This is a genomic window from Pseudomonas sediminis (genome assembly GCF_039555755.1).
Lineage (GTDB): Bacteria > Pseudomonadota > Gammaproteobacteria > Pseudomonadales > Pseudomonadaceae > Aquipseudomonas > Aquipseudomonas mendocina_D.
On the sequence record NZ_CP154631.1, the window covers coordinates 1,749,038 to 1,768,180 of the forward strand.

General features: G+C 60.8%; 17 protein-coding genes and 1 pseudogene. 4 read left to right on the forward strand and 14 right to left on the reverse strand.

Annotated elements, in window-relative coordinates:
* Positions 1 to 476 precede the first annotated feature (476 nt).
* The gene (locus tag AAEQ75_RS08345; RefSeq protein ID WP_090335907.1) at positions 477 to 2,330 is read left to right on the forward strand and encodes a DEAD/DEAH box helicase; all 1,854 of its coding nucleotides are present in this window, start codon (positions 477 to 479) and stop codon (positions 2,328 to 2,330) included.
* Entirely contained in the window at positions 2,327 to 2,755 is a 429-nt protein-coding gene (locus AAEQ75_RS08350; protein WP_055986080.1) for a hypothetical protein, read from the forward strand. Before AAEQ75_RS08345 ends, AAEQ75_RS08350 begins: the two co-directional genes overlap by 4 nt.
* Positions 2,756 to 3,029: 274 nt before the next feature.
* Here the strand turns inward: AAEQ75_RS08350 and AAEQ75_RS08355 are convergent.
* A pseudogene (locus tag AAEQ75_RS08355) lies at positions 3,030 to 3,212 on the reverse strand (ATP-binding protein); the annotation flags it as partial.
* Between the two features lie 95 nt (positions 3,213 to 3,307).
* Here AAEQ75_RS08355 and AAEQ75_RS08360 point away from each other — a divergent pair.
* Positions 3,308 to 4,402, forward strand: a complete 1,095-nt coding sequence (locus AAEQ75_RS08360; protein ID WP_055986078.1) for an efflux RND transporter periplasmic adaptor subunit — start codon at positions 3,308 to 3,310, stop codon at positions 4,400 to 4,402.
* Positions 4,403 to 7,471, forward strand: coding sequence for an efflux RND transporter permease subunit (locus tag AAEQ75_RS08365; RefSeq protein ID WP_055986075.1), 3,069 nt, complete (start codon positions 4,403 to 4,405; stop codon positions 7,469 to 7,471).
* Between the two features lie 44 nt (positions 7,472 to 7,515).
* Here the strand turns inward: AAEQ75_RS08365 and AAEQ75_RS08370 are convergent, their stop codons facing one another.
* The 13 genes from AAEQ75_RS08370 to atpE all read right to left on the reverse strand — a co-directional run bounded on the left by AAEQ75_RS08370 (position 7,516) and on the right by atpE (position 19,141).
* Complete coding sequence (locus tag AAEQ75_RS08370) at positions 7,516 to 8,283, reverse strand: YoaK family protein (RefSeq protein WP_055986072.1); 768 nt, start codon at positions 8,281 to 8,283, stop codon at positions 7,516 to 7,518.
* Positions 8,284 to 8,316: 33 nt separating this feature from the next.
* Positions 8,317 to 8,547 (reverse strand): hypothetical protein, encoded by a 231-nt coding sequence (locus AAEQ75_RS08375; RefSeq protein WP_055986069.1) that lies wholly within the window; start codon positions 8,545 to 8,547, stop codon positions 8,317 to 8,319.
* A 10-nt stretch (positions 8,548 to 8,557) separates the two neighbouring features.
* On the reverse strand, positions 8,558 to 10,408 hold the full coding sequence (glmS, locus tag AAEQ75_RS08380) for a glutamine--fructose-6-phosphate transaminase (isomerizing) (RefSeq protein ID WP_343351603.1): 1,851 nt from the start codon (positions 10,406 to 10,408) through the stop codon (positions 8,558 to 8,560).
* Positions 10,409 to 10,419: 11 nt separating this feature from the next.
* On the reverse strand, positions 10,420 to 11,190 hold the full coding sequence (locus AAEQ75_RS08385; RefSeq protein WP_343351605.1) for a DeoR/GlpR family DNA-binding transcription regulator: 771 nt from the start codon (positions 11,188 to 11,190) through the stop codon (positions 10,420 to 10,422).
* A 73-nt stretch (positions 11,191 to 11,263) separates the two neighbouring features.
* The gene (locus tag AAEQ75_RS08390) at positions 11,264 to 11,875 is read right to left on the reverse strand and encodes a LysE family transporter (protein WP_179574972.1); all 612 of its coding nucleotides are present in this window, start codon (positions 11,873 to 11,875) and stop codon (positions 11,264 to 11,266) included.
* A 56-nt stretch (positions 11,876 to 11,931) separates the two neighbouring features.
* Positions 11,932 to 13,290, reverse strand: a complete 1,359-nt coding sequence (gene glmU / locus AAEQ75_RS08395; protein WP_343351608.1) for a bifunctional UDP-N-acetylglucosamine diphosphorylase/glucosamine-1-phosphate N-acetyltransferase GlmU — start codon at positions 13,288 to 13,290, stop codon at positions 11,932 to 11,934.
* A gap of 125 nt (positions 13,291 to 13,415) precedes the next feature.
* On the reverse strand, positions 13,416 to 13,850 hold the full coding sequence (locus tag AAEQ75_RS08400; protein WP_017676260.1) for a F0F1 ATP synthase subunit epsilon: 435 nt from the start codon (positions 13,848 to 13,850) through the stop codon (positions 13,416 to 13,418).
* 79 nt (positions 13,851 to 13,929) lie between these two features.
* On the reverse strand, positions 13,930 to 15,306 hold the full coding sequence (gene atpD, locus AAEQ75_RS08405) for a F0F1 ATP synthase subunit beta (protein WP_064493638.1): 1,377 nt from the start codon (positions 15,304 to 15,306) through the stop codon (positions 13,930 to 13,932).
* A gap of 30 nt (positions 15,307 to 15,336) precedes the next feature.
* Positions 15,337 to 16,200, reverse strand: coding sequence for a F0F1 ATP synthase subunit gamma (gene atpG, locus AAEQ75_RS08410; protein ID WP_072425164.1), 864 nt, complete (start codon positions 16,198 to 16,200; stop codon positions 15,337 to 15,339).
* 48 nt (positions 16,201 to 16,248) lie between these two features.
* A complete protein-coding gene (gene atpA, locus AAEQ75_RS08415) occupies positions 16,249 to 17,793 on the reverse strand; it encodes a F0F1 ATP synthase subunit alpha (RefSeq protein ID WP_072425163.1) in 1,545 nt (514 codons plus the stop codon).
* Between the two features lie 15 nt (positions 17,794 to 17,808).
* A complete protein-coding gene (locus AAEQ75_RS08420; RefSeq protein ID WP_099525061.1) occupies positions 17,809 to 18,345 on the reverse strand; it encodes a F0F1 ATP synthase subunit delta in 537 nt (178 codons plus the stop codon).
* Positions 18,346 to 18,357: 12 nt separating this feature from the next.
* Entirely contained in the window at positions 18,358 to 18,828 is a 471-nt protein-coding gene (locus AAEQ75_RS08425) for a F0F1 ATP synthase subunit B (protein WP_021487439.1), read from the reverse strand.
* Between the two features lie 85 nt (positions 18,829 to 18,913).
* Positions 18,914 to 19,141, reverse strand: a complete 228-nt coding sequence (gene atpE, locus AAEQ75_RS08430) for a F0F1 ATP synthase subunit C (protein WP_003241387.1) — start codon at positions 19,139 to 19,141, stop codon at positions 18,914 to 18,916.
* Positions 19,142 to 19,143: the final 2 nt, after the last annotated feature.

Here is a 19,143-nt window from a genome sequence, read left to right on the forward strand (position 1 = left end):
TGCCATAAACAAGGATCGCAGCCCACTGCCGCTGGATCGAGATACCGTCCATTGAATTGGCTTAAGGGAGTACCGCGTGGGCTTGGTGATCCAGATATGGGGCCCATCATGATGGTAGTCAGCGGGTGCCAGAACCCTGAGACGGCTCAGGGGTGCCATCACTGACCACCCCTTGGACATCCTAGTGGCGATGAACCTTGTCGTTGGCTACAAAGCTCAGCATTGAATTGTCCACGCACACGATGGCGTGTGGGTATTCTCAAGAAAGTCAGGCGCCAAAGCGTGATGTCACTAGGCTACAATCAGTCGTAGTGCACACGCTCGACCATCATCAGAATCTCGTGATGCCCAGCCCGAAATACGGATATTTCAATGCCACGTCCGCCGCACCTCAACTACCTCTGTCCCCGTCGCCGAGTGCTTGTCCAGCGAGCAGGCACCTTGGCGCGCGTCGCCGATAGGAATCTCGACTGTCTATGAATTATTTCACCGAAACGGCAGCCAATATCCTTGGCAATAAAAAGCTGCGTAGCCCCCAGATCGAGGCCTATATCAAGGCGCAGGAGCATTTCGAGAACTCCAACGAGGATGCACTAATCGTCCTGCCGACAGGGACGGGCAAAAGCGGGCTGATCTCCATCGTACCTTTCGGCCTGGCAAAGGGACGTGTGTTGATCATTACACCAGGCCTGGTCACCAAGCAGAGCATTCGACGGACACAGGAGCTGCTAGAAGACAACTTCTGGATCAATTTCGATGTGATTTTCAGTGCCGAGGATCTGCCGGTCACATGCGAATTTACGTCTGATACCCATCAGGCCAGCCTTGAGCAAGCCCACTTCGTCTATTCGAACATCCAGCAGGTATACAACGAGCGCGGACAGTCACTGACGAAGCGGGTGCCGTCCGACTTCTTCGACCTCATCATCATTGATGAGGGGCACCATGCGCCGGCACGTAGCTGGCAAAAGACCCTGGCCCACTTTTCCAAGGCTAAGAAGATCTTTGTGACTGGTACGCCGTTCCGCGGCGACAACCAAGAAGTGCCAGGAAAACTGATCCATAAGACGCCTCTCTCCGAGGTGATGCGTGATCGGTATGTTAAGTGGCTGAGGAAAGAGACCGTAAATGCTCATGAGCTTTACTTCACCGTCACCGAGCAGCCAGGTGTTCGGCTCTCCAAAGAGCAAGTCCTCGAATTCAAGGACCGAGAGTGGGTAGAGCGCAGCGTAGCCTTGTCTCCAGAATGCTCAATGGACGTAATCAACCTAAGCATTCAGAAACTGGATGAGCTCCGGAAAACCTCTCCGGACGTGCCACACAAGATTCTCGCTGTCGGTTGCAGCATCACCCACGCCGAGGACCTGCGCACCTGGTATCAATCCAAGAACCTGACTGCAGCTGTAGTGCACAGCGACATGGAGTTAGCAGATATCGATGCGGCATTCCGGGTAATCGATAACCACCAGTGCGATGTCGTTATCTCCGTGAACATGTTGATGGAAGGCTACGACCATCGTTACCTCACTGTTCTGGCCCTCTTCCGTCCCTACCGAAGCGAAAATGCCTTCGCACAAATTGTGGGCAGGGTTTTGCGGGCGATCCCAGCCGACGAGATCACGGCTTTTGAGATCGATAACAACGCCGTGGTGATCTATCACCAGGAGACCGGCTTGGATTCGATGTGGACTGCCTTCCAGACTGAGGTTGATCGGGCCAAACACCAGCGCACCCGCGACTACACAATCACGGACGAGGACTACACGCGCAAAGAGCAGAACCTGGGTGGTGTTTCCAGCTCCGAAGCATTTGTGAGTGACCGTGACTCCTACCTTGGAGATCTGGACTTCAACAAGATATTTTCGGAGAAACGGGCCGAAGTCGAGTCCATCGCAACGCAGAAGGTCCAGGCGCTTCCGGGGATTGAGGGCTATGACGCGGATGTTCTTGCACAGCTCAAGAACGTCTTCCTGAGTGCTGAGACAAAGAAAGCAGCTCAGATCATAGACCCCAACCTCGTGGAGAAGCGGCCTGAAATCGCGCGTAAGCAACTCCGCGAGATCCTTACCAAGAAGGCTCAGGACGAGGTCGCAACATTGCTCAGCGATCTGCAAATCGAAGAAAAAGCTTCTACCCTTTATCCGATATTCAAAAACCACCTACCGATGGCGAAACCCAACATGCCTAACGACGGTATACTGGTGAGCTTTATCTACACCAAGCTGGTGAAGAAATTCGGTAGGGTTGCTGACCGTGACAACAGCTCACTGACCAAGTCGATTGAGTACGTGGTAGTGATCATCGATGAATTAAGGAGAATGCTGAAATGAGTCTAGAATCCATCAGAATACTGGTTGATGAGCTCTCGACTCTCCACGTAACCCGTGGCGTTCAGCCCAGCGAACTTATCGACAATCTCTTCGAAGATGACTACGTCGAGTCCTCGGCGCGAAAGACATCGCAGGGGCTGGTGTTCGAGCTGGTCTTCTCGGAGCAAGATGAAGACGGATCGTCGAGCAAGGTCACCATGCGCTATACCTACGATCGCAGCCGTTATCTGGTACTTGTCGAGCAGAAGATGACGGCCAAGCGGTTCAGTACTCAATGGGATCGTACCCACGCCGTCCTGGAGCGGCTCGGCAAACTTGAAGCGCTGCTCGCTGACCAGCTACCGCGAGAGAAAGTCGCCGCAATCCTATCAACCATGCCCCAAGACTACCTTGCCCTTGCCCCGCAACTGCGGCTGGTGGCCTAACCCTAGCCAGTCATTCCACTGCGACCGATGCTCAACCAGCCATGATATCGCCGCAGTGAATCTGCTCGACATACTTGTACTGTTGGCGCTGATGGAAAATTGACCCACCCTGCCGATTGAAATTTGACCCAGGGCGGATTGCTGATTTTGTTACCAGCAACTGTGGATAAGTCTACCAGCGCAGCTGCTTTTGAACCCACTCCCTCGCTGTCCCAGTTCAGCTGTTGAAGACCTGCCACATGCAGCCATGCAGCAGGCCGTCGTCACCATGAAATCAGAACGACTCATCGTCCTCCGGTTCCTGGCCGCCCTTACGCTTTCGCTCCCGTGATTTGATCTTGGCCTGGGCCGCCAAGCTACTGTGTTGCAGGCGATAGGACTCGTTACCGGTTTCGACGATGTGGCAGTGGTGGGTCAGCCGATCCAGCAGGGCGGTGGTCATCTTGGCGTCGCCGAACCCATGGAGATCGCAGCAATTACCCCCTAAACTCTCGGCCATACGCACTCGATTGGGTGCGACCTTCTATTGTGTCGTTATCAGGGATAGTCATCTTGAACCTACGCCCCCTCCTCTGTCTGTGCCTACCGGCCAGCCTGCTACTGGTCGGCTGCGACCAGGCACCCGCCCCCCAGGAACAGGCACCGCGCCTGGTCAAGCTGTTTACCGTGGAAGACCCCGCCAGCGAGCGCCTGCGCGAATTCCCCGCCCGCCTCAAGGCCACCGAGGAAGCCGAGCTGTCCTTTCGCATCGGCGGCCAGCTGAAGACGCTGGAGGTGCGGCAGGGCCAGCCGGTCAAGCGCGGCCAGCTGATTGCCAGCATCGAAGACACCGACCAGCGTCTGCGGGTACGTGATCGCCAGGCCAGCTTCGACCTGGCCAACGCCCAGTTCAAGCGCATTGCTCAACTGCTTGAGCGGCAGATGATTTCCCGCTCCGAATATGACCAGCGCAAGGCCGCCCTCGACTCGGCCAGCGCTGCCCTGAGCCTGGCTCGTCAGGAGCTGGACTACACCCGCATCCTCGCACCCTTCGACGGTGTAGCGGCCAACACCCATGTGGATAACTTCCAGGTGGTGCAGGCCAAGCAACCTATCGTCACCTTGCAGAGCGGCGACAGCCTGGATGTGCTGTTCCAGATGCCGGAAAACCTGCTGACCAACCTGCGCAGTCGTGAAGACAGCGTGGGCTATCACCCCAGCGTGATTCTCGACAGCCTGCCGGATCGCGAATTCGAGGCGGTGTACAAGGAACACAGCACCCAGCCAGACCCCAAGACCCTGACCTATCAGGTCACCCTGTCCATGCCTCGCCCCGAGGAGCTCAACCTGCTGCCGGGCATGAGCGCCACGGTCAAGATCGATTTCGCCAAAATCAGCCGCAACCCGGACAATCGCCTGCTGGTGCCGGTGGAGGCGGTATTCAGCCCGGATAGCGTCGCCGCCGAAGTCAAGCAGGTATGGGTGGCGCGCGAGCAGGACGGCACGTTGCGCCTCACCGCGCGCCAGGTCGAAGTCGGCCAGCTGACCCGTAACGGTATCGAAGTGCTCAGCGGCATCGAGCCCGGCGAGCAGATCGTCGCCGTCGGTGGCGCCGAACTGGAGGAAGGCCAGGCAGTGCGGCCCTGGGTACGCGAGCGGGGGCTGTAAATGGATATCGCCGGTTATTTTATCCAGCGCCGCGTCACCAGCTGGCTGGTCACCCTGGTGCTGGGCATCGGCGGGTTGATGGCCTTTCTCGGCATCGGCCGCCTGGAAGACCCCTCCTTCACCCTGAAAAACGCCATGGTCATCACCAGCTACCCCGGCGCCTCGCCGCAGCAGGTGGAAGAGGAAGTCAGCTATCCCCTGGAAAACGCCATTCAGCAGCTGCCCTCGATCAAGAAGGTCACCTCCATCTCCAGCGCCGGGCTCTCGCAGATCAGCCTGGAGCTGCACAGCCAGTACAAGGCCGAGCAGATCCCGCAGATCTGGGACGAATTGCGGCGCAAGATCAACGACCTGCAGCCCAGCCTGCCACCGGGAGTCAACCCGCCGCAGATCCGCGACGACTTCAGTGATGTATTCGGCTTCTTCCTGCTGGTCACCGGCGAAGGCTACAGCGCCCAGGAGCTGCGCGACTTCGCCGACTACCTGCGCCGTGAACTGGTGTTGCTGCCTGGCGTAGGCAAGGTCAGCCTGGCCGGCGCCCGCCAGGAGCAGGTGCAGGTGGAAATCTCGCGCAGCAAGATGAGCACCCTGGGTATCGCCCCGCAGCGCCTGGCCCAGGTGCTCAGCCAGCAGAACGTGGTGTCCAACGCCGGGCGCATTCTGGTCGGCAGCGAGTCGATCCGCCTGCACCCCACTGGCGAGCTGCAGGATGTGCGCGAGCTGGAGCGCCTGATCATCAGCGACCCGGGCAGCGCGCAGCAGGTCACTCTCGGCGATATCGCCCAGGTCAGCCGCGGCTTTAGCGAAACACCGGGCAACCTCTACCGCATGAACGGCCAGCCGGCCCTGACCCTGGGCGTTTCCTTCGCACCCAAGGTCAACGTGGTGGATGTCGGCGCGACGATCAACGCGCGCCTGGCCGAACTGGACGCCCAGCGCCCGGCCGGTATGCAGTTGCAGGTGTTCTACGACCAGGCCGCCGAAGTGCAGGCCTCGGTGCAGGGTTTCGTGATCAACTTCGTCGCCTCGGTGGCCATCGTGATCGTCGTGCTGCTGATCTTTATGGGCCTGCGCAGCGGCCTGCTGATCGGCCTGATCCTGGCCCTCACGGTGCTCGGCAGCTTTATCTTTATGCGCCTGCTGGGCATCGAGCTGCAGCGCATTTCCCTCGGTGCCCTGGTGATCGCCCTGGGTATGCTGGTGGACAACGCCATCGTTATCGTCGAAGGCATTCTGGTCGGCCGTCAACGCGGCCAGAGCACCCTGGAGGCAGCGCGGGGCATCGTCCGCCAGACCAATCTGCCGCTGCTCGGCGCCACCCTGATCGCCATCATCGCCTTCGCCCCCATCGGCCTGTCGGACGACTCCACCGGCGAGTTCTGCCTGTCGCTGTTCCAGGTGCTGATGATCTCCCTGCTGCTCAGCTGGGTGACTGCCATCACCCTGACGCCGTTCTTCGCCAGCCTGTTCTTCCGCGATAACCAGACCCTGACCGGCCAGGATCAGGGCGACCCCTACGGCGGGGTGATCTTCACCAGCTACCGGCGCCTGCTCGACTTCGCCCTGCACCGCCGTAGCCTCACTCTGGGCATGCTGGTGGTATTGCTGGTGGTGGCCATTGCCGGCTTCGGCAAGGTGCGCCAGAGCTTCTTTCCGCCGTCCAATACGCCGATGTTCTTTATCGACCTGTGGCTACCCCAGGGCACTGATATCCGCTACACCGAGCAGCTGGTGGCCGAACTGGATCAGCATGTACTGGAGCAGGAAGGGGTGACCACGGTCAGCAGCACAATCGGTCAGGGCGCCCTGCGTTTTATCCTCACCTACTCACCGCAGAAGCAGTACCCCAACTACGCTCAGCTGCTGGTGCGCACCGACAACCTGGAGCGCATCGAGCCGCTGATCAACCAGTTGGAACTGCATGTCGCCGAGCAGTACCCGCAGATCAAGCCCAAGTTCAAGCAACTGATGCTCGGCCCCGGCAACGACAGCAAGATCGAGGCGCGCTTCAGCGGCCCCGACCCCGACGAACTGCGCCGCCTGGGAGGCGAGGTCAGCCGTCTGATGCGCCAGGACCCGGTAGCCAATGCAGTGATGCACGACTGGTATGAGCGCACCAAGCTGGTCCGCCCGCAATTCGCCGAGGCCCGCGCCCGCGAACTGGGGGTGGACAAGAGTGAGCTGGATGACCTGCTGCGCATGAGCTTCTCCGGCATGAATGTCGGCCTGTACCGCGACGGCACCCGCCTGCTGCCAATAGTCGCGCGCACCCCGGACAACGAGCGGCTGAATGCCGACAGCCTGAGTGACCTGCAGATCTGGAGCAACGCCCGGGGCGGCTACCTGCCCATCGAACAGGTGCTGCTGGGCTTTAACACCGAGTGGGAAGACCCGCTGATCATGCGTCTGGATCGCAAACGCACGCTCACCGTACAGGCCGATCCTTCCCTGCTCAGCGGCGAAACCGCAGCCCAGCTGTTCCAGCGCCTCAAGCCGCAGATCGAGGCCATCCCCCTGCCCGAGGGTTACAGCCTGGAATGGGGCGGCGAGTATGAAAGCTCCCGCGATGCGCAAGGTGCAGTGTTCGGTAGCCTGCCGCTGGGTTATCTGGTGATGTTTATGATCACCATTTTGCTCTTCGACTCGTTCAAGCGCGCCACCGTGATCTGGCTCACCGTGCCCCTGGCGATGATCGGCGTGACCCTGGGCTTTCTGCTGACCGGCATCCCCTTCGGCTTTATGGCCCTGCTCGGCCTGCTTAGCCTGAGCGGTATGCTGGTGAAGAACGGCATCGTCCTGGTGGACGAAATCCAGCTGCAGCTGGCCAGCGGCAAGGATGCCCTGCAAGCCGTGGAAGACGCCTCGATCAGCCGCGTGCGCCCGGTGGCCATGGCCGCCCTGACCACCATCCTGGGCATGAGCCCGCTGCTGACCGATGCCTTCTTCCAGAGCATGGCGGTGGTGATCATGTTCGGCCTGGGCTTCGCCACCCTGCTGACGCTGGTGGTGCTGCCGGTGCTGTATTGCGTGTTCTACGGGATCAAGGAGCAGGGCGCGGCAGAGGCTTAAGAAGGTGGACAACGCGCAGTTGTCCACCCGCTCTCAAGGTCGACTCAACCCTGCCGGGCGCGTCTAAAACGGCGCCACCCCGAGCGCAGATCATCCACCGCTGGCACCAGAGCCAGGCCTACCAGCAACAACGCCAGCGGTAGGGTGGCGATATAGCCCAGGCCGTTGAAGCCAAAGGCACCGGCAATCCCACCCATAAAGAAATACAGCGCCAGCAGGCTCAACACCTGCAGGCGCTGACGGTCGACCTGGACCCGACCGTGCCTGTCGCCATGGCGGTTCCAGTACAGCAGCTTGCCCAGTTCGATACCGATATCGGTGACGATGCCGGTGATATGGGTGGTGCGGATTTCTGCCCGCGACAACTTGGTGATCAGGGCATTCTGCAGCCCCATGATGAAGCACAGCAGCATCACCGTCAGGGGCACGAACAGCCCCTCGATGGTTGCCAGGGTGGCGCCAAGCAGACCGAAGCACAGCAGCAGTGCCGCCTCACAGAGCAGCGGCAGGGCGTTTTCGCTGTGCAGGCGGCGGCGCTTGGAGTAATTGACCATCAGGGTCGAGGCGATGGCACCCAGGACAAACGACAACACCCCACCCAGCCCACCGAGCACCAGATCATAGGCACCCAGGGCGATATGGTCGGCCATGGCCGAGACAATCCCTGTCATATGCGAGGTGTACTGCTGCACCGCAAGAAAGCCCCCGGCATTGATTGCCCCGGCGACAAAGGCCAGGGCGTAACCCAGATGACGGTTGGCCACGACACTGCGTTTGCGCCCGGTCAGGCGTCGGGCATAGCGGATCGGCATAGGGCACCTAGGTGACGAAGTGGCGCGAGAGACTCACAGATGAATCTCCGCACCTTTGATGCCGAGTTGCCGCAATTCCTCGATCAGACCATTGAGGTCGGCAAAGCACTCCACCTCATCCTGCTCGTCGATCAGAAAGTAGCTGGTACCCGCATCCTTCTTGAACAGCACGATCCACTCCCGGGTATTGCCCGGGTTGGGCATCAGATGGGTATCGAACTGCACGCCAGCGGCGCTTCTGGCCCTTATATCTTCACGTTTCACAAGCGCCCCCTCACTCCACCGTTACGCTTTTTGCGAGGTTACGCGGCTGGTCGACGTCGGTGCCCTTGAGCACGGCGACGTAGTACGACAACAACTGCAGCGGCACGGTGTAGAGAATCGGCGCGAGCAGGTCATGGATATGCGGCATGGCCACCACATGAGTGCCCTCGCCGTTGCTCATGCCAGCCTGCTGGTCGGCGAAGACGATCAGCTCGCCACCACGCGCACGGACTTCCTGCAGGTTGGACTTAAGCTTTTCCAGCAGCTCGTTGTTCGGCGCCACGGTAACCACCGGCATGTCGGCGTCGACCAGGGCCAGCGGGCCGTGCTTGAGCTCACCAGCCGGATAGGCTTCGGCGTGGATGTAGGAGATTTCCTTGAGCTTGAGTGCCCCTTCCATGGCCACCGGATACTGCGCGCCACGGCCGAGGAACAGGCTGTGGTGCTTCTCGGCGAACAGTTCGGAGATTTTCTCCACGGTCTTGTCCATGGCCAGGGCTTCGCCCAGACGGGTCGGCAGGCGACGCAGTTCGTCGACTAGTTGCGCTTCCAGCGCCTTGTCCAGGGTGCCGTGCACCTGGCCGAGGGACAGGGTCAGAAGCATCAGGCCGACCAGCTGGGTAGTGAAGGCCTTGGTCGAAGCCACGCCAATTTCCGGGCCGGCCTGGGTCAGCAGGCACAGGTCGGATTCGCGCACCAGCGAGCTGGTGCCGACGTTGCATATCACCAGGCTGGCCAGGTAGCCGCCCTGCCCTGGTGCCTTCTCCTTGGCGTTGCGCAGTGCGGCCAGGGTGTCGGCGGTTTCGCCGGACTGCGAGACGCTGACGAACAAGGTGTCCGGCTGCACTACCACCTTGCGGTAGCGGAACTCGCTGGCCACTTCGACCTGGCAGGGAATCCCGGCCAGCTCTTCCAGCCAGTAACGGGCGACCATACCGGCGTGGTAGCTGGTGCCGCAGGCGACGATCTGTACGTTCTTCACATTGGCAAACAGTTCGGCGGCCTGCGGGCCGAAGGCCTGCACCAGCACGTGATCGCTGCCCAGGCGGCTTTCCAGAGTGCGTTGCACCACCTTGGGCTGCTCATGGATCTCCTTGAGCATGAAATGGCGGTACTCGCCCTTGTCGGCGGCCTCGGCACCTTCGTGGTACTGCACGGCTTCGCGCTGCACCGGCTGACCGGCTGCGTCCCAGATCTGCACGCCGTCACGGCGGATTTCGGCGATATCGCCTTCTTCCAGGTACATGAAACGGTCAGTGACCTGGCGCAGGGCCAACTGATCGGAGGCGAGGAAGTTTTCCCCCAGGCCCAGACCGATCACCAGCGGGCTACCACTGCGCGCGGCGAGCAGGCGATCCGGATGCTTGGCGCTGATCACGGCCAGGCCGTAGGCGCCGTGCAGTTCCGGGATGGCAGCCTTGAGCGCGGCCGCGAGGTCGCCGAACTGCTGCAGCTTGTGATCGAGCAGGTGGACGATAGTTTCGGTGTCGGTGTCGGAGGTGAAGACGTAACCCAGCCCCTTGAGACGCTCGCGCAGTTCTTCATGGTTCTCGATGATGCCGTTATGCACCACGGCCAGATCCTGGCCGGAGAAGTGTGGGTGAGCATTACGCTCGCTCGGCGCACCGTGGGTGGCCCAGCGCGTGTGGGCGATGCCCAGGCGCCCGGCCAGCGGCTCGGCCTGCAGCGCGGCCTGCAATTCGCTGACCTTGCCGACCCGACGACGGCGATCCAGTGCACCCTGCTCGGTCAGCAGCGCTACACCGGCGCTGTCGTAGCCGCGGTATTCCAGGCGCTTGAGGCCTTCGACCAGCACCGGGGTGATGTTGCGCTCAGCGATGGCGCCTACGATTCCACACATGAGGTTCTCCTTTAGTTTTCCAGCGGCGCGAGGATCAGCTGGATGCCGCGCGCGCGTATCTGTTCGGCGGCCTGGGCATCCAGGCGCTCGTCGGTAATCAGGGTGTGGAAGCTGCTCCAGGGCAGTTCCAGATTAGGAATGCGCCGGCCGATCTTGTCGCTCTCGACCATGACGATGACTTCGCGAGCCACCTCAGCCATGACTCGCGACAGACCGAGCAGCTCGTTGAAGGTGGTGGTACCACGCTCCAGGTCGATGCCGTCGGCGCCGATGAACAATTGGTCGAAGTCATAGGAACGCAGCACCTGCTCGGCCACCTGGCCCTGGAAGGACTCCGAGTGCGGATCCCAGGTGCCGCCGGTCATCAGCAGCACCGGCTCGTGTTCGAGTTCGCGCAGGGCGTTGGCCACATTGAGCGAGTTGGTCATCACCACCAGCCCGGGCTTGTAGCCAAGCTGCGGGATCATCGCCGCCGTGGTGGTGCCGCTGTCGATGATGATCCGCGCGTGCTCGCGGATGCGCGTCACACCGGCGCGGGCAATTGCCTGCTTGTACGGGGAAATGAACTGCGTCGGCTCGCTGATCAGTTCCTGCGGCACCGGCACCGCACCGCCATAGCGACGCAACAACAGACCATTTGTTTCCAGGGCGGCAAGGTCCTTGCGAATGGTCACTTCGCTGGTGGCGAAGTGCTGAGCCAGGGCATCCACCGACACCTCGCCCTGCTCGGCGAGCAAGGCAAGAATGGTGTGACGACGTTGCGGCGTATTGCGCTTCGACATGCTTAAGTTTCGATTCGAAAGATAACGGCGCGAATCAAAACATATGATCGAAAAGCCCGCAAGCGTCCGCCGGTCAGTTCAGCGTCAGCTTGACCCCGAAGCCGACCAGGCACAGCCCCGCCAACTTCTCGAGACCACGGGCGATACGCGGGTTGGCGCGCATACGCTCGGCGAGAAAGTGTGTCAGCAGCACGATAAGAAGGCCGTAGAGAAAGGTCAGCGCCATGATGGTCACGGCCATGAAAGCGAACGTAGTCAGTCCCTGATGGCGCTGCGGGTCGATGAACAGCGGGAAAAAGGCCATATAGAAAATGATGGCCTTGGGGTTGAAGACCGTGATCACCAGGGTTTGCCAGAGGTACTGGCGCGGCTTGATCTCCAGTGTCGGCGCCGCCCCCGGCTTGGCCAGAATCATGCGCAGGCCGAGGTAGACCAGGTAGGCCGCACCGAGCCACTGCACGACATGGAAGGCCGCCGGATAGGCCTTCAGCAGCGCAGCAACACCGGCCACCGCCAACCACAGCAGCACCTGGTCGCCGAAGATGATACCGAAGGTCGAAGCCAGCCCGCCACGAATCCCGCCCTTGCCGGTGGAGAGGATCAACGCCAGGTTACCCGGCCCGGGAATGGCCAGCAGGATGATGAAGGCCACCACGAAGGCGGCATAATCCGTCACGCCGAGCATACAGAGCTGCCTCCGACAGGTTATACACAGGCCCGGTCACCCAGGCCCGATCAGGTTCACTTCTTGGTGGGGCGCTTCCAGCCTTCGATATTGCGCTGCTTGGCACGCCCGACAGCTAGCATATCGGCCGGCACATCGCTGGTCACTACCGAGCCGGCGCCCGTGGTGGCGCGGTCGCCCAGGTTCACCGGCGCCACCAGCGCGCTGTTGGAGCCGATGAACACATCCTCGCCCATGACCGTGCGGAATTTGTTGGCACCGTCGTAGTTGCAGGTGATGGTACCGGCACCGATGTTGGTCCGCGCGCCGATCTCGGCATCACCCAGGTAGCTCAGGTGACCGGCCTTGGCGCCTTCACCCAGCACCGCGTTCTTCAGTTCGACGAAGTTACCCACATGGGCCTTGGCACCCAGTTTGGTCCCCGGACGCAGACGAGCGAACGGGCCGCAATCGGCGCCCTCGCCCATCTCGGCGCCGTCCAGGTGGCTGTTGGCCTTGACGATGGCGCCCTTGCGCAGCACCGAGTCCTTGATCACGCAGTTCGGGCCGATCTGCACATCGTCCTCGATGATCACCTTGCCTTCGAGGATGACGTTGATATCGATGGTCACGTCGCGGCCAACGCTTACGTCACCACGCACGTCGAAGCGATGCGGGTCGCGCAGGGTGACGCCCTGGGCCATCAGGCGACGGGCCATACGCTGCTGGTAATGGCATTCAAGCTGGGACAACTGGATACGGTCGTTGGCGCCGAGCACTTCCATCTCGTCGGCAGCGCGCTCGGTGGCCACGGTCAGGCCATCGGCCACGGCCATGGCGATCACGTCGGTCAGGTAGTACTCACCCTGGGCGTTGCTGTTGGATAGGCGCCCCAGCCAGTCAGCCAGACGCTTGCCCGGAACGGCGAGGATGCCGGTGTTGCCCTCACGAATCTGCCGCTGCGCCTCGCTGGCGTCCTTGTGTTCGACGATGGACTGCACCACACCGCTGCCATCGCGCACGATACGGCCATAGCCGGTCGGATCGGCCAGCTCGACGGTGAGCAGGCCCAGTTGATCGTCACTGACCAGCGCCAGCAGACGCTGCAAGGTAGCGGTTTCGATCAACGGCACATCGCCGTAGAGGATCAGCACGGTATCGGCGCTAAGCTGCGGCAGGGCCTGGGCCACGGCATGGCCGGTGCCGAGCTGCTCGGCCTGGATGACGAAATTCAGGTCGTCGGCGGCAAGGCGCTCGCGCACCTTGTCAGCGCCATGGCCGATCACCACCTGGATGCTCTGCGGCTGCAAGCTGCGTGCAGTGTCGATGACATGCCCGAGCATGGGCTTGTCGGCGACCGGATGCAGCACCTTCGGCAGCGCCGAACGCATGCGCGTGCCCTGGCCGGCGGCCAGAATGACGATATCCAGACTCATAGAAAGCTCCTTGCTGGGCAGAATTAGGCGGCGGCGGGAAAGAGCCGCAGACGAAAAGCGCTATTTTGCCAGAAACGCAAAGGGGCGACATAAGTCGCCCCTTTGCGTGATACCGCGATACGCGATCAGCGGCTGCGGCCGCCAAACTTCTTGCGCATCTCTTCGATGGTGCGCAGCTGGGCAGCAGCCTCGGCCAGGCGTGCCGAAGCACTGCCGTAGTCGAACTCGGTGCCCTTTTCGCTCAGCGCCTTCTCGGCAGCCTTGCGTGCCTCGATGGCAGCGGCTTCATCCAAGTCGCCAGCGCGAACAGCGGTGTCGGCAAGAACCTTCACCATGCTCGGCTGAACTTCCAGGAAGCCACCGGAGATGTAAAACACCTCCTCGGTGCCACCCTGCTTGATCACTCGCACCGGACCCGGCTTGAGATCGGTCAGCAGCGGGGTGTGGCCCGGCAGGATACCCAGGTCACCGAGGTGACCGTGGGCGATGACCATTTCCACCAGCCCCGAGAACAGCTCTTCTTCCGCACTGACGATATCGCAGTGGACTGACATAGCCATAACAATGCCTCGGTTGAGAGGCCGGATCAGGCTGCTGCCCGCTCCGGCCCGGACGCCCTCTGGAGGGCGCACCCGTTACTTACAGTTTCTTGGCTTTCTCGATGGCTTCGTCGATGCCGCCTACCATGTAGAACGCTTGTTCCGGCAGGTGGTCGTAGTCGCCTTTGAGAATGCCGCTGAAGCCGGCAATGGTGTCCTTCAGGGACACGTACTTGCCCGGGGCACCGGTGAAGACCTCAGCCACGAAGAACGGCTGGGACAGGAAGCGCTGGATCTTACGAGCGCGAGATACCAGCTGCTTGTCGTCTTCGGACAGCTCGTCCATACCCAGGATCGCAATGATGTCCTTCAGCTCTTTGTAGCGCTGCAGAACATACTGAACGCCACGAGCGGTCTCGTAGTGTTCCTGGCCGATCACGTTCGGATCCAGCTGACGGCTGGTGGAGTCCAGCGGGTCAACGGCCGGGTAGATACCCAGGGAAGCGATGTCACGGCTCAGTACGACGGTGGCGTCCAAGTGGGCGAAGGTGGTCGCCGGGCTCGGGTCGGTCAGGTCGTCCGCAGGTACGTATACAGCCTGGATCGAGGTGATCGAGCCTTTCTTGGTGGAGGTAATACGCTCCTGCAGAACGCCCATCTCCTCGGCCAGAGTCGGCTGGTAACCTACTGCCGACGGCATACGGCCGAGCAGTGCGGATACTTCGGTACCGGCGAGGGTGTAACGGTAGATGTTGTCGACGAACAACAGAACGTCACGGCCTTCGTCACGGAACTTCTCGGCCATGGTCAGGCCGGTCAGTGCTACGCGCAGACGGTTGCCTGGTGGCTCGTTCATCTGACCGTAAACCAGGGCTACCTTGTCGAGAACGTTGGAGTCCTTCATCTCGTGGTAGAAGTCGTTACCCTCACGAGTACGCTCACCCACACCGGCGAACACGGAATAACCGCTGTGCTCGATGGCGATGTTACGGATCAGTTCCATCATGTTCACGGTCTTGCCGACACCGGCACCACCGAACAGACCGACTTTACCGCCCTTGGCGAACGGGCAGACCAGGTCGATAACCTTGATGCCGGTTTCCAGCAGCTCGTTGGAGCCAGCTTGTTCGGCATAGCTCGGCGCAGGGCGGTGGATTTCCCACTGCTCTTCTTCACCGATGGGGCCGGCTTCGTCGATCGGGTTGCCCAGCACGTCCATGATCCGGCCCAGGGTCGCTTTACCGACCGGTACGGAGATGGCCTTGCCAGAGCTGTTGACATCCAGGCCACGCTTGAGGCCTTCGGTCGAACCCATCGCAATGGTACGTACCACGCCGTCGCCCAGCTGCTGCTGAACTTCCAGGGTGGTTTCGGCGCCAACTACTTTCAGCGCTTCATAAACACTCGGCACCTTGTCACGCGGAAATTCCACGTCGATGACGGCGCCGATGATTTGAACGATACGTCCGCTACTCATCTTTGGTTCCTCTGAATATTTGAACCGTTCTTAAACCGCGGCAGCGCCGCCGACGATTTCCGAAATTTCCTGGGTGATCGCTGCCTGACGTGCCTTGTTGTAAACCAGCTGCAGGTCTTTGATGAGCTCACCGGCGTTGTCGGTTGCGTTCTTCATCGCGATCATCCGCGCAGCCTGTTCGCACGCGCTGTTCTCGACCACGGACTGATAGACCTGCGACTCGACGTAGCGTACCAGCAGCGCATCCAGCAATTGCTGGGCGTCCGGCTCGTACACGTAGTCCCACAGACCTTTCTGCACGCCTTGTGCATCGCTCGCGGCCAGCGGCAGCAGCTGCTGCACTTCCGGCTTCTGTGTCATGGTGTTGACGAACTTGTTCGACACCAGATACAGACGATCGATACGGCCCTCGGCATAGGCATCCAGCACGACCTTGACGCTACCGATCAGGTCGTTGATGGACGGCTCTTCACCCAGCTTGCTGATGGCGGCAACCACGTTGCCCCCGTTGCTGCGGAAGAAGCTCGCGCCCTTGCTGCCCACCACGCAGAAATCAGCCTCGACCTTCTGGTCGCGCCATTCCTTCAGGCTTCTGAGCAGCGCCTTGAACAGGTTGATGTTCAAGCCACCACACAGCCCACGGTCCGAGGTCACCACGATATAACCGACGCGCTTTACATCACGCTCCACCATGAACGAGTGGCGGTATTCCGGGTTCGCCTTGGCCAGGTGACCAATCACCTGACGAATACGCTCAGCATAGGGACGACCGGCAGCCATGCGCTGTTGAGCCTTGCGCATTTTGCTGACCGCCACTTTTTCCATGGCGCTGGTGATCTTTTGCGTGCTTTTGATGCTCGCAATCTTGCTGCGAATCTCTTTTGCGCCTGCCATTTCACACCTTTTGGTTCAAGCAGGCGGGGGCCAAAGCCCCCGCTGCGGTTACCAGGTTTGGGTGGCCTTGAACTTCTCGATACCGGCTTTCAGGCCAGCGTCGATTTCGTCGTTGAAGTCACCCTTCTCGTTGATCTTCGCCATCAGGTCGGCGTGATCACGCTTGAAGAAGGCGATCAGGGCCTGCTCGAAGCTGATGATCTTGGCGACTTCGACGTCCTGCAGGAAGCCACGCTCGGCTGCGTACAGGGACACCGACATTTCGGCAATGGACATCGGCGCATACTGCTTCTGCTTCATCAGCTCGGTTACGCGCTGACCATGCTCGAGCTGCTTGCGGGTGGCTTCGTCCAGGTCAGATGCGAACTGGGCGAATGCAGCCAGTTCACGGTACTGAGCCAGAGCGGTACGGATACCACCGGAGAGCTTCTTGATGATCTTGGTTTGAGCCGCGCCACCGACACGGGATACCGAGATACCGGCGTTGACGGCCGGACGGATACCCGAGTTGAACATGGCCGATTCCAGGAAGATCTGACCGTCGGTGATCGAGATCACGTTGGTCGGAACGAACGCGGAAACGTCACCCGCCTGGGTTTCGATGATCGGCAGGGCGGTCAGGGAACCGGTCTTGCCAGTCACGGCACCATTGGTGAACTTCTCGACGTACTCTTCGGAAACGCGCGAAGCACGCTCCAGCAGACGGCTGTGGAGATAGAACACGTCGCCCGGGTAGGCTTCACGGCCTGGCGGACGGCGCAGCAGCAGGGAGATCTGACGGTAGGCAACGGCCTGCTTGGACAGGTCGTCGTACACGATCAGGGCATCTTCACCGCGGTCGCGGAAGTATTCACCCATGGTGCAACCGGAGTACGGCGCGAGGAACTGCAGGGCAGCCGATTCGGAAGCCGAAGCAGCAACCACGATGGTGTTGGCCAGAGCGCCAGCTTCTTCCAGCTTGCGCACCACGTTGGCGATGGTCGATTGCTTCTGACCAATGGCGACGTAGACGCAACGGATGCCGCTGTCTTTCTGGTTGATGATGGCGTCGACGGCCAGAGCAGTCTTACCGATCTGACGGTCACCGATGATCAGCTCACGCTGGCCACGGCCTACCGGGATCATGGCATCGACCGACTTGTAACCGGTTTGCACCGGCTGGTCGACCGACTTACGCCAGATCACGCCCGGCGCAACCTTTTCAACGGCGTCAGTAGCGGCCGCGTTGATCGGGCCTTTGCCATCGATCGGGTTGCCCAGTGCGTCAACGACGCGACCCAGCAGCTCCGGACCAACCGGAACTTCCAGGATGCGACCGGTGCACTTGGCGCTCATGCCTTCGGCGAGGGTCAGGTAACCACCCAGTACTACGGCACCTACGGAGTCTTGCTCCAGGTTCAGGGCCATGCCGTACACGCCACCAGGGAATTCGATCATCTCACCGTACATGACGTCGGCGAGGCCGTAGATGCGCACGATACCGTCGGAAACGCTGACGATGGTGCCTTCATTACGGGCTTGAGCGGATACATCAAGCGACTCAATGCGCTGCTTGATGATTTCGCTAATTTCGGAAGGATTCAATTGCTGCATGCCAGTTCCCTCAAATCAGGATTTCAACGCTTCGGCCAGCTTGTTCAGCTTGCCGCGGACCGAACCGTCGATGACCAGGTCACCTGCACGAATGACAACGCCGCCGATCAGGGCGGGATTGACCACGGGCGTGGGCTGGACGGTGCGATCGAGCCGCTTGGAAAGGGCGGCAGCCAGAGTTTGCAATTGCTCAGCACTGAGCTCGAACGCCGACTCGACTTCGACATCGAGGGCGCGTTCGGCTTCAGCCTTCAGTACAGCGAATTGTTCGAGTACTACCGGCAGCAGCGACAGTCGGTCGTTGCTACCCAGCGAGTGCAGGAAGTTGCTGAACGAAGCGTCGATGTGACCGGCACAGAGCTGCGCCAGCACATTGACTTTCTGCTCATCGGTCAACGCGGGGTTGACCAACTGCTGAGCCATGGCCGGCGCTTGAACCGCAGCAGCGGACAGCGACAGCATGTTCAGCCAGGCATCGGCCTGCTGTGCAGCACTGGCAAACTCAAACGCAGCTTTCGCGTAGGGCCGAGCGAGCGTGTTGGTATTGATCATCGCGAGCCTCGCTTAGAGTTGAGAGGCCAGTTTTGCGACCAGATCGTTGTGCGCAGCGCCGTCCACGGAGGACTGCAGGATCTGCTCGGCGCCGGTGACAGCCAGAGCTGCTACCTGTGCACGCAGTTGTTCCTTGGCACGGTTCACTTCCAGATCGATTTCGGCTTTTGCGCCAACAATCAGCTTTTCACCTTCGGAGCGGGCCTGGGCCTTGGCTTCTTCGACGATTGCGTTGGCGGTCTTGTTCGCCCGGTCGAGAATCTCGGCAGCTTGCTCTTTGGTTTCACGAAGCATCTGGGCAGCGCGTTCCTGGGCCAACTGCAGATCGCGCTCAGCGCGCCCGGCAGCATCCAGACCTTCTGCGATTTTCTTCTGGCGTTCCTGCATGGCCAGCGTCAGCGGCGGCCATACGAACTTCATGCAGAACCAGACGAAAATAGCGAAGGCAATCGTTTGACCGAACAGGGTCAGGTTAATGTTCACAGCGATTTACCTCGTGCTATCTCGTGTTCAGGGAAGAAAAGCCTGAAGAGGCAGCACTCATCATGCTGCCTCGACTCAGGAACTCTTAACCCGCGACAACGAAGATCAGGTACATCGCGATACCAACACCGATCATCGGAACGGCGTCGAGCAGACCGGCCATCAGGAAGGTCTTGGTTTGCAGCTGCGGGCCCAGCTCAGGCTGGCGAGCGGTGGATTCCAGCAGCTTGCCGCCCAGCAGGGCGAAGCCGATACCGGTACCCAGGGCACCCAGACCGATCATGATGGCAGCGGCGATGTAGACGAGTTCCATAG

Excerpts from the sequence above, each read along its gene's own strand:
- AAEQ75_RS08345 (WP_090335907.1), top strand. The coding sequence starts at position 477 with ATGAATTATTTCACCGAAACGGCAGCCAATATCCTTGGCAATAAAAAG.
- AAEQ75_RS08350 (WP_055986080.1), top strand. The coding sequence starts at position 2,327 with ATGAGTCTAGAATCCATCAGAATACTGGTTGATGAGCTCTCGACTCTC.
- AAEQ75_RS08365 (WP_055986075.1), top strand. The coding sequence starts at position 4,403 with ATGGATATCGCCGGTTATTTTATCCAGCGCCGCGTCACCAGCTGGCTG.
- AAEQ75_RS08370 (WP_055986072.1), bottom strand. The coding sequence starts at position 8,283 with ATGCCGATCCGCTATGCCCGACGCCTGACCGGGCGCAAACGCAGTGTC.
- glmS (WP_343351603.1), bottom strand. The coding sequence starts at position 10,408 with ATGTGTGGAATCGTAGGCGCCATCGCTGAGCGCAACATCACCCCGGTG.
- AAEQ75_RS08385 (WP_343351605.1), bottom strand. The coding sequence starts at position 11,190 with ATGTCGAAGCGCAATACGCCGCAACGTCGTCACACCATTCTTGCCTTG.
- AAEQ75_RS08390 (WP_179574972.1), bottom strand. The coding sequence starts at position 11,875 with ATGCTCGGCGTGACGGATTATGCCGCCTTCGTGGTGGCCTTCATCATC.
- glmU (WP_343351608.1), bottom strand. The coding sequence starts at position 13,290 with ATGAGTCTGGATATCGTCATTCTGGCCGCCGGCCAGGGCACGCGCATG.
- AAEQ75_RS08400 (WP_017676260.1), bottom strand. The coding sequence starts at position 13,850 with ATGGCTATGTCAGTCCACTGCGATATCGTCAGTGCGGAAGAAGAGCTG.
- atpD (WP_064493638.1), bottom strand. The coding sequence starts at position 15,306 with ATGAGTAGCGGACGTATCGTTCAAATCATCGGCGCCGTCATCGACGTG.
- atpG (WP_072425164.1), bottom strand. The coding sequence starts at position 16,200 with ATGGCAGGCGCAAAAGAGATTCGCAGCAAGATTGCGAGCATCAAAAGC.
- atpA (WP_072425163.1), bottom strand. The coding sequence starts at position 17,793 with ATGCAGCAATTGAATCCTTCCGAAATTAGCGAAATCATCAAGCAGCGC.
- AAEQ75_RS08420 (WP_099525061.1), bottom strand. The coding sequence starts at position 18,345 with ATGATCAATACCAACACGCTCGCTCGGCCCTACGCGAAAGCTGCGTTT.
- atpE (WP_003241387.1), bottom strand. The coding sequence starts at position 19,141 with ATGGAACTCGTCTACATCGCCGCTGCCATCATGATCGGTCTGGGTGCC.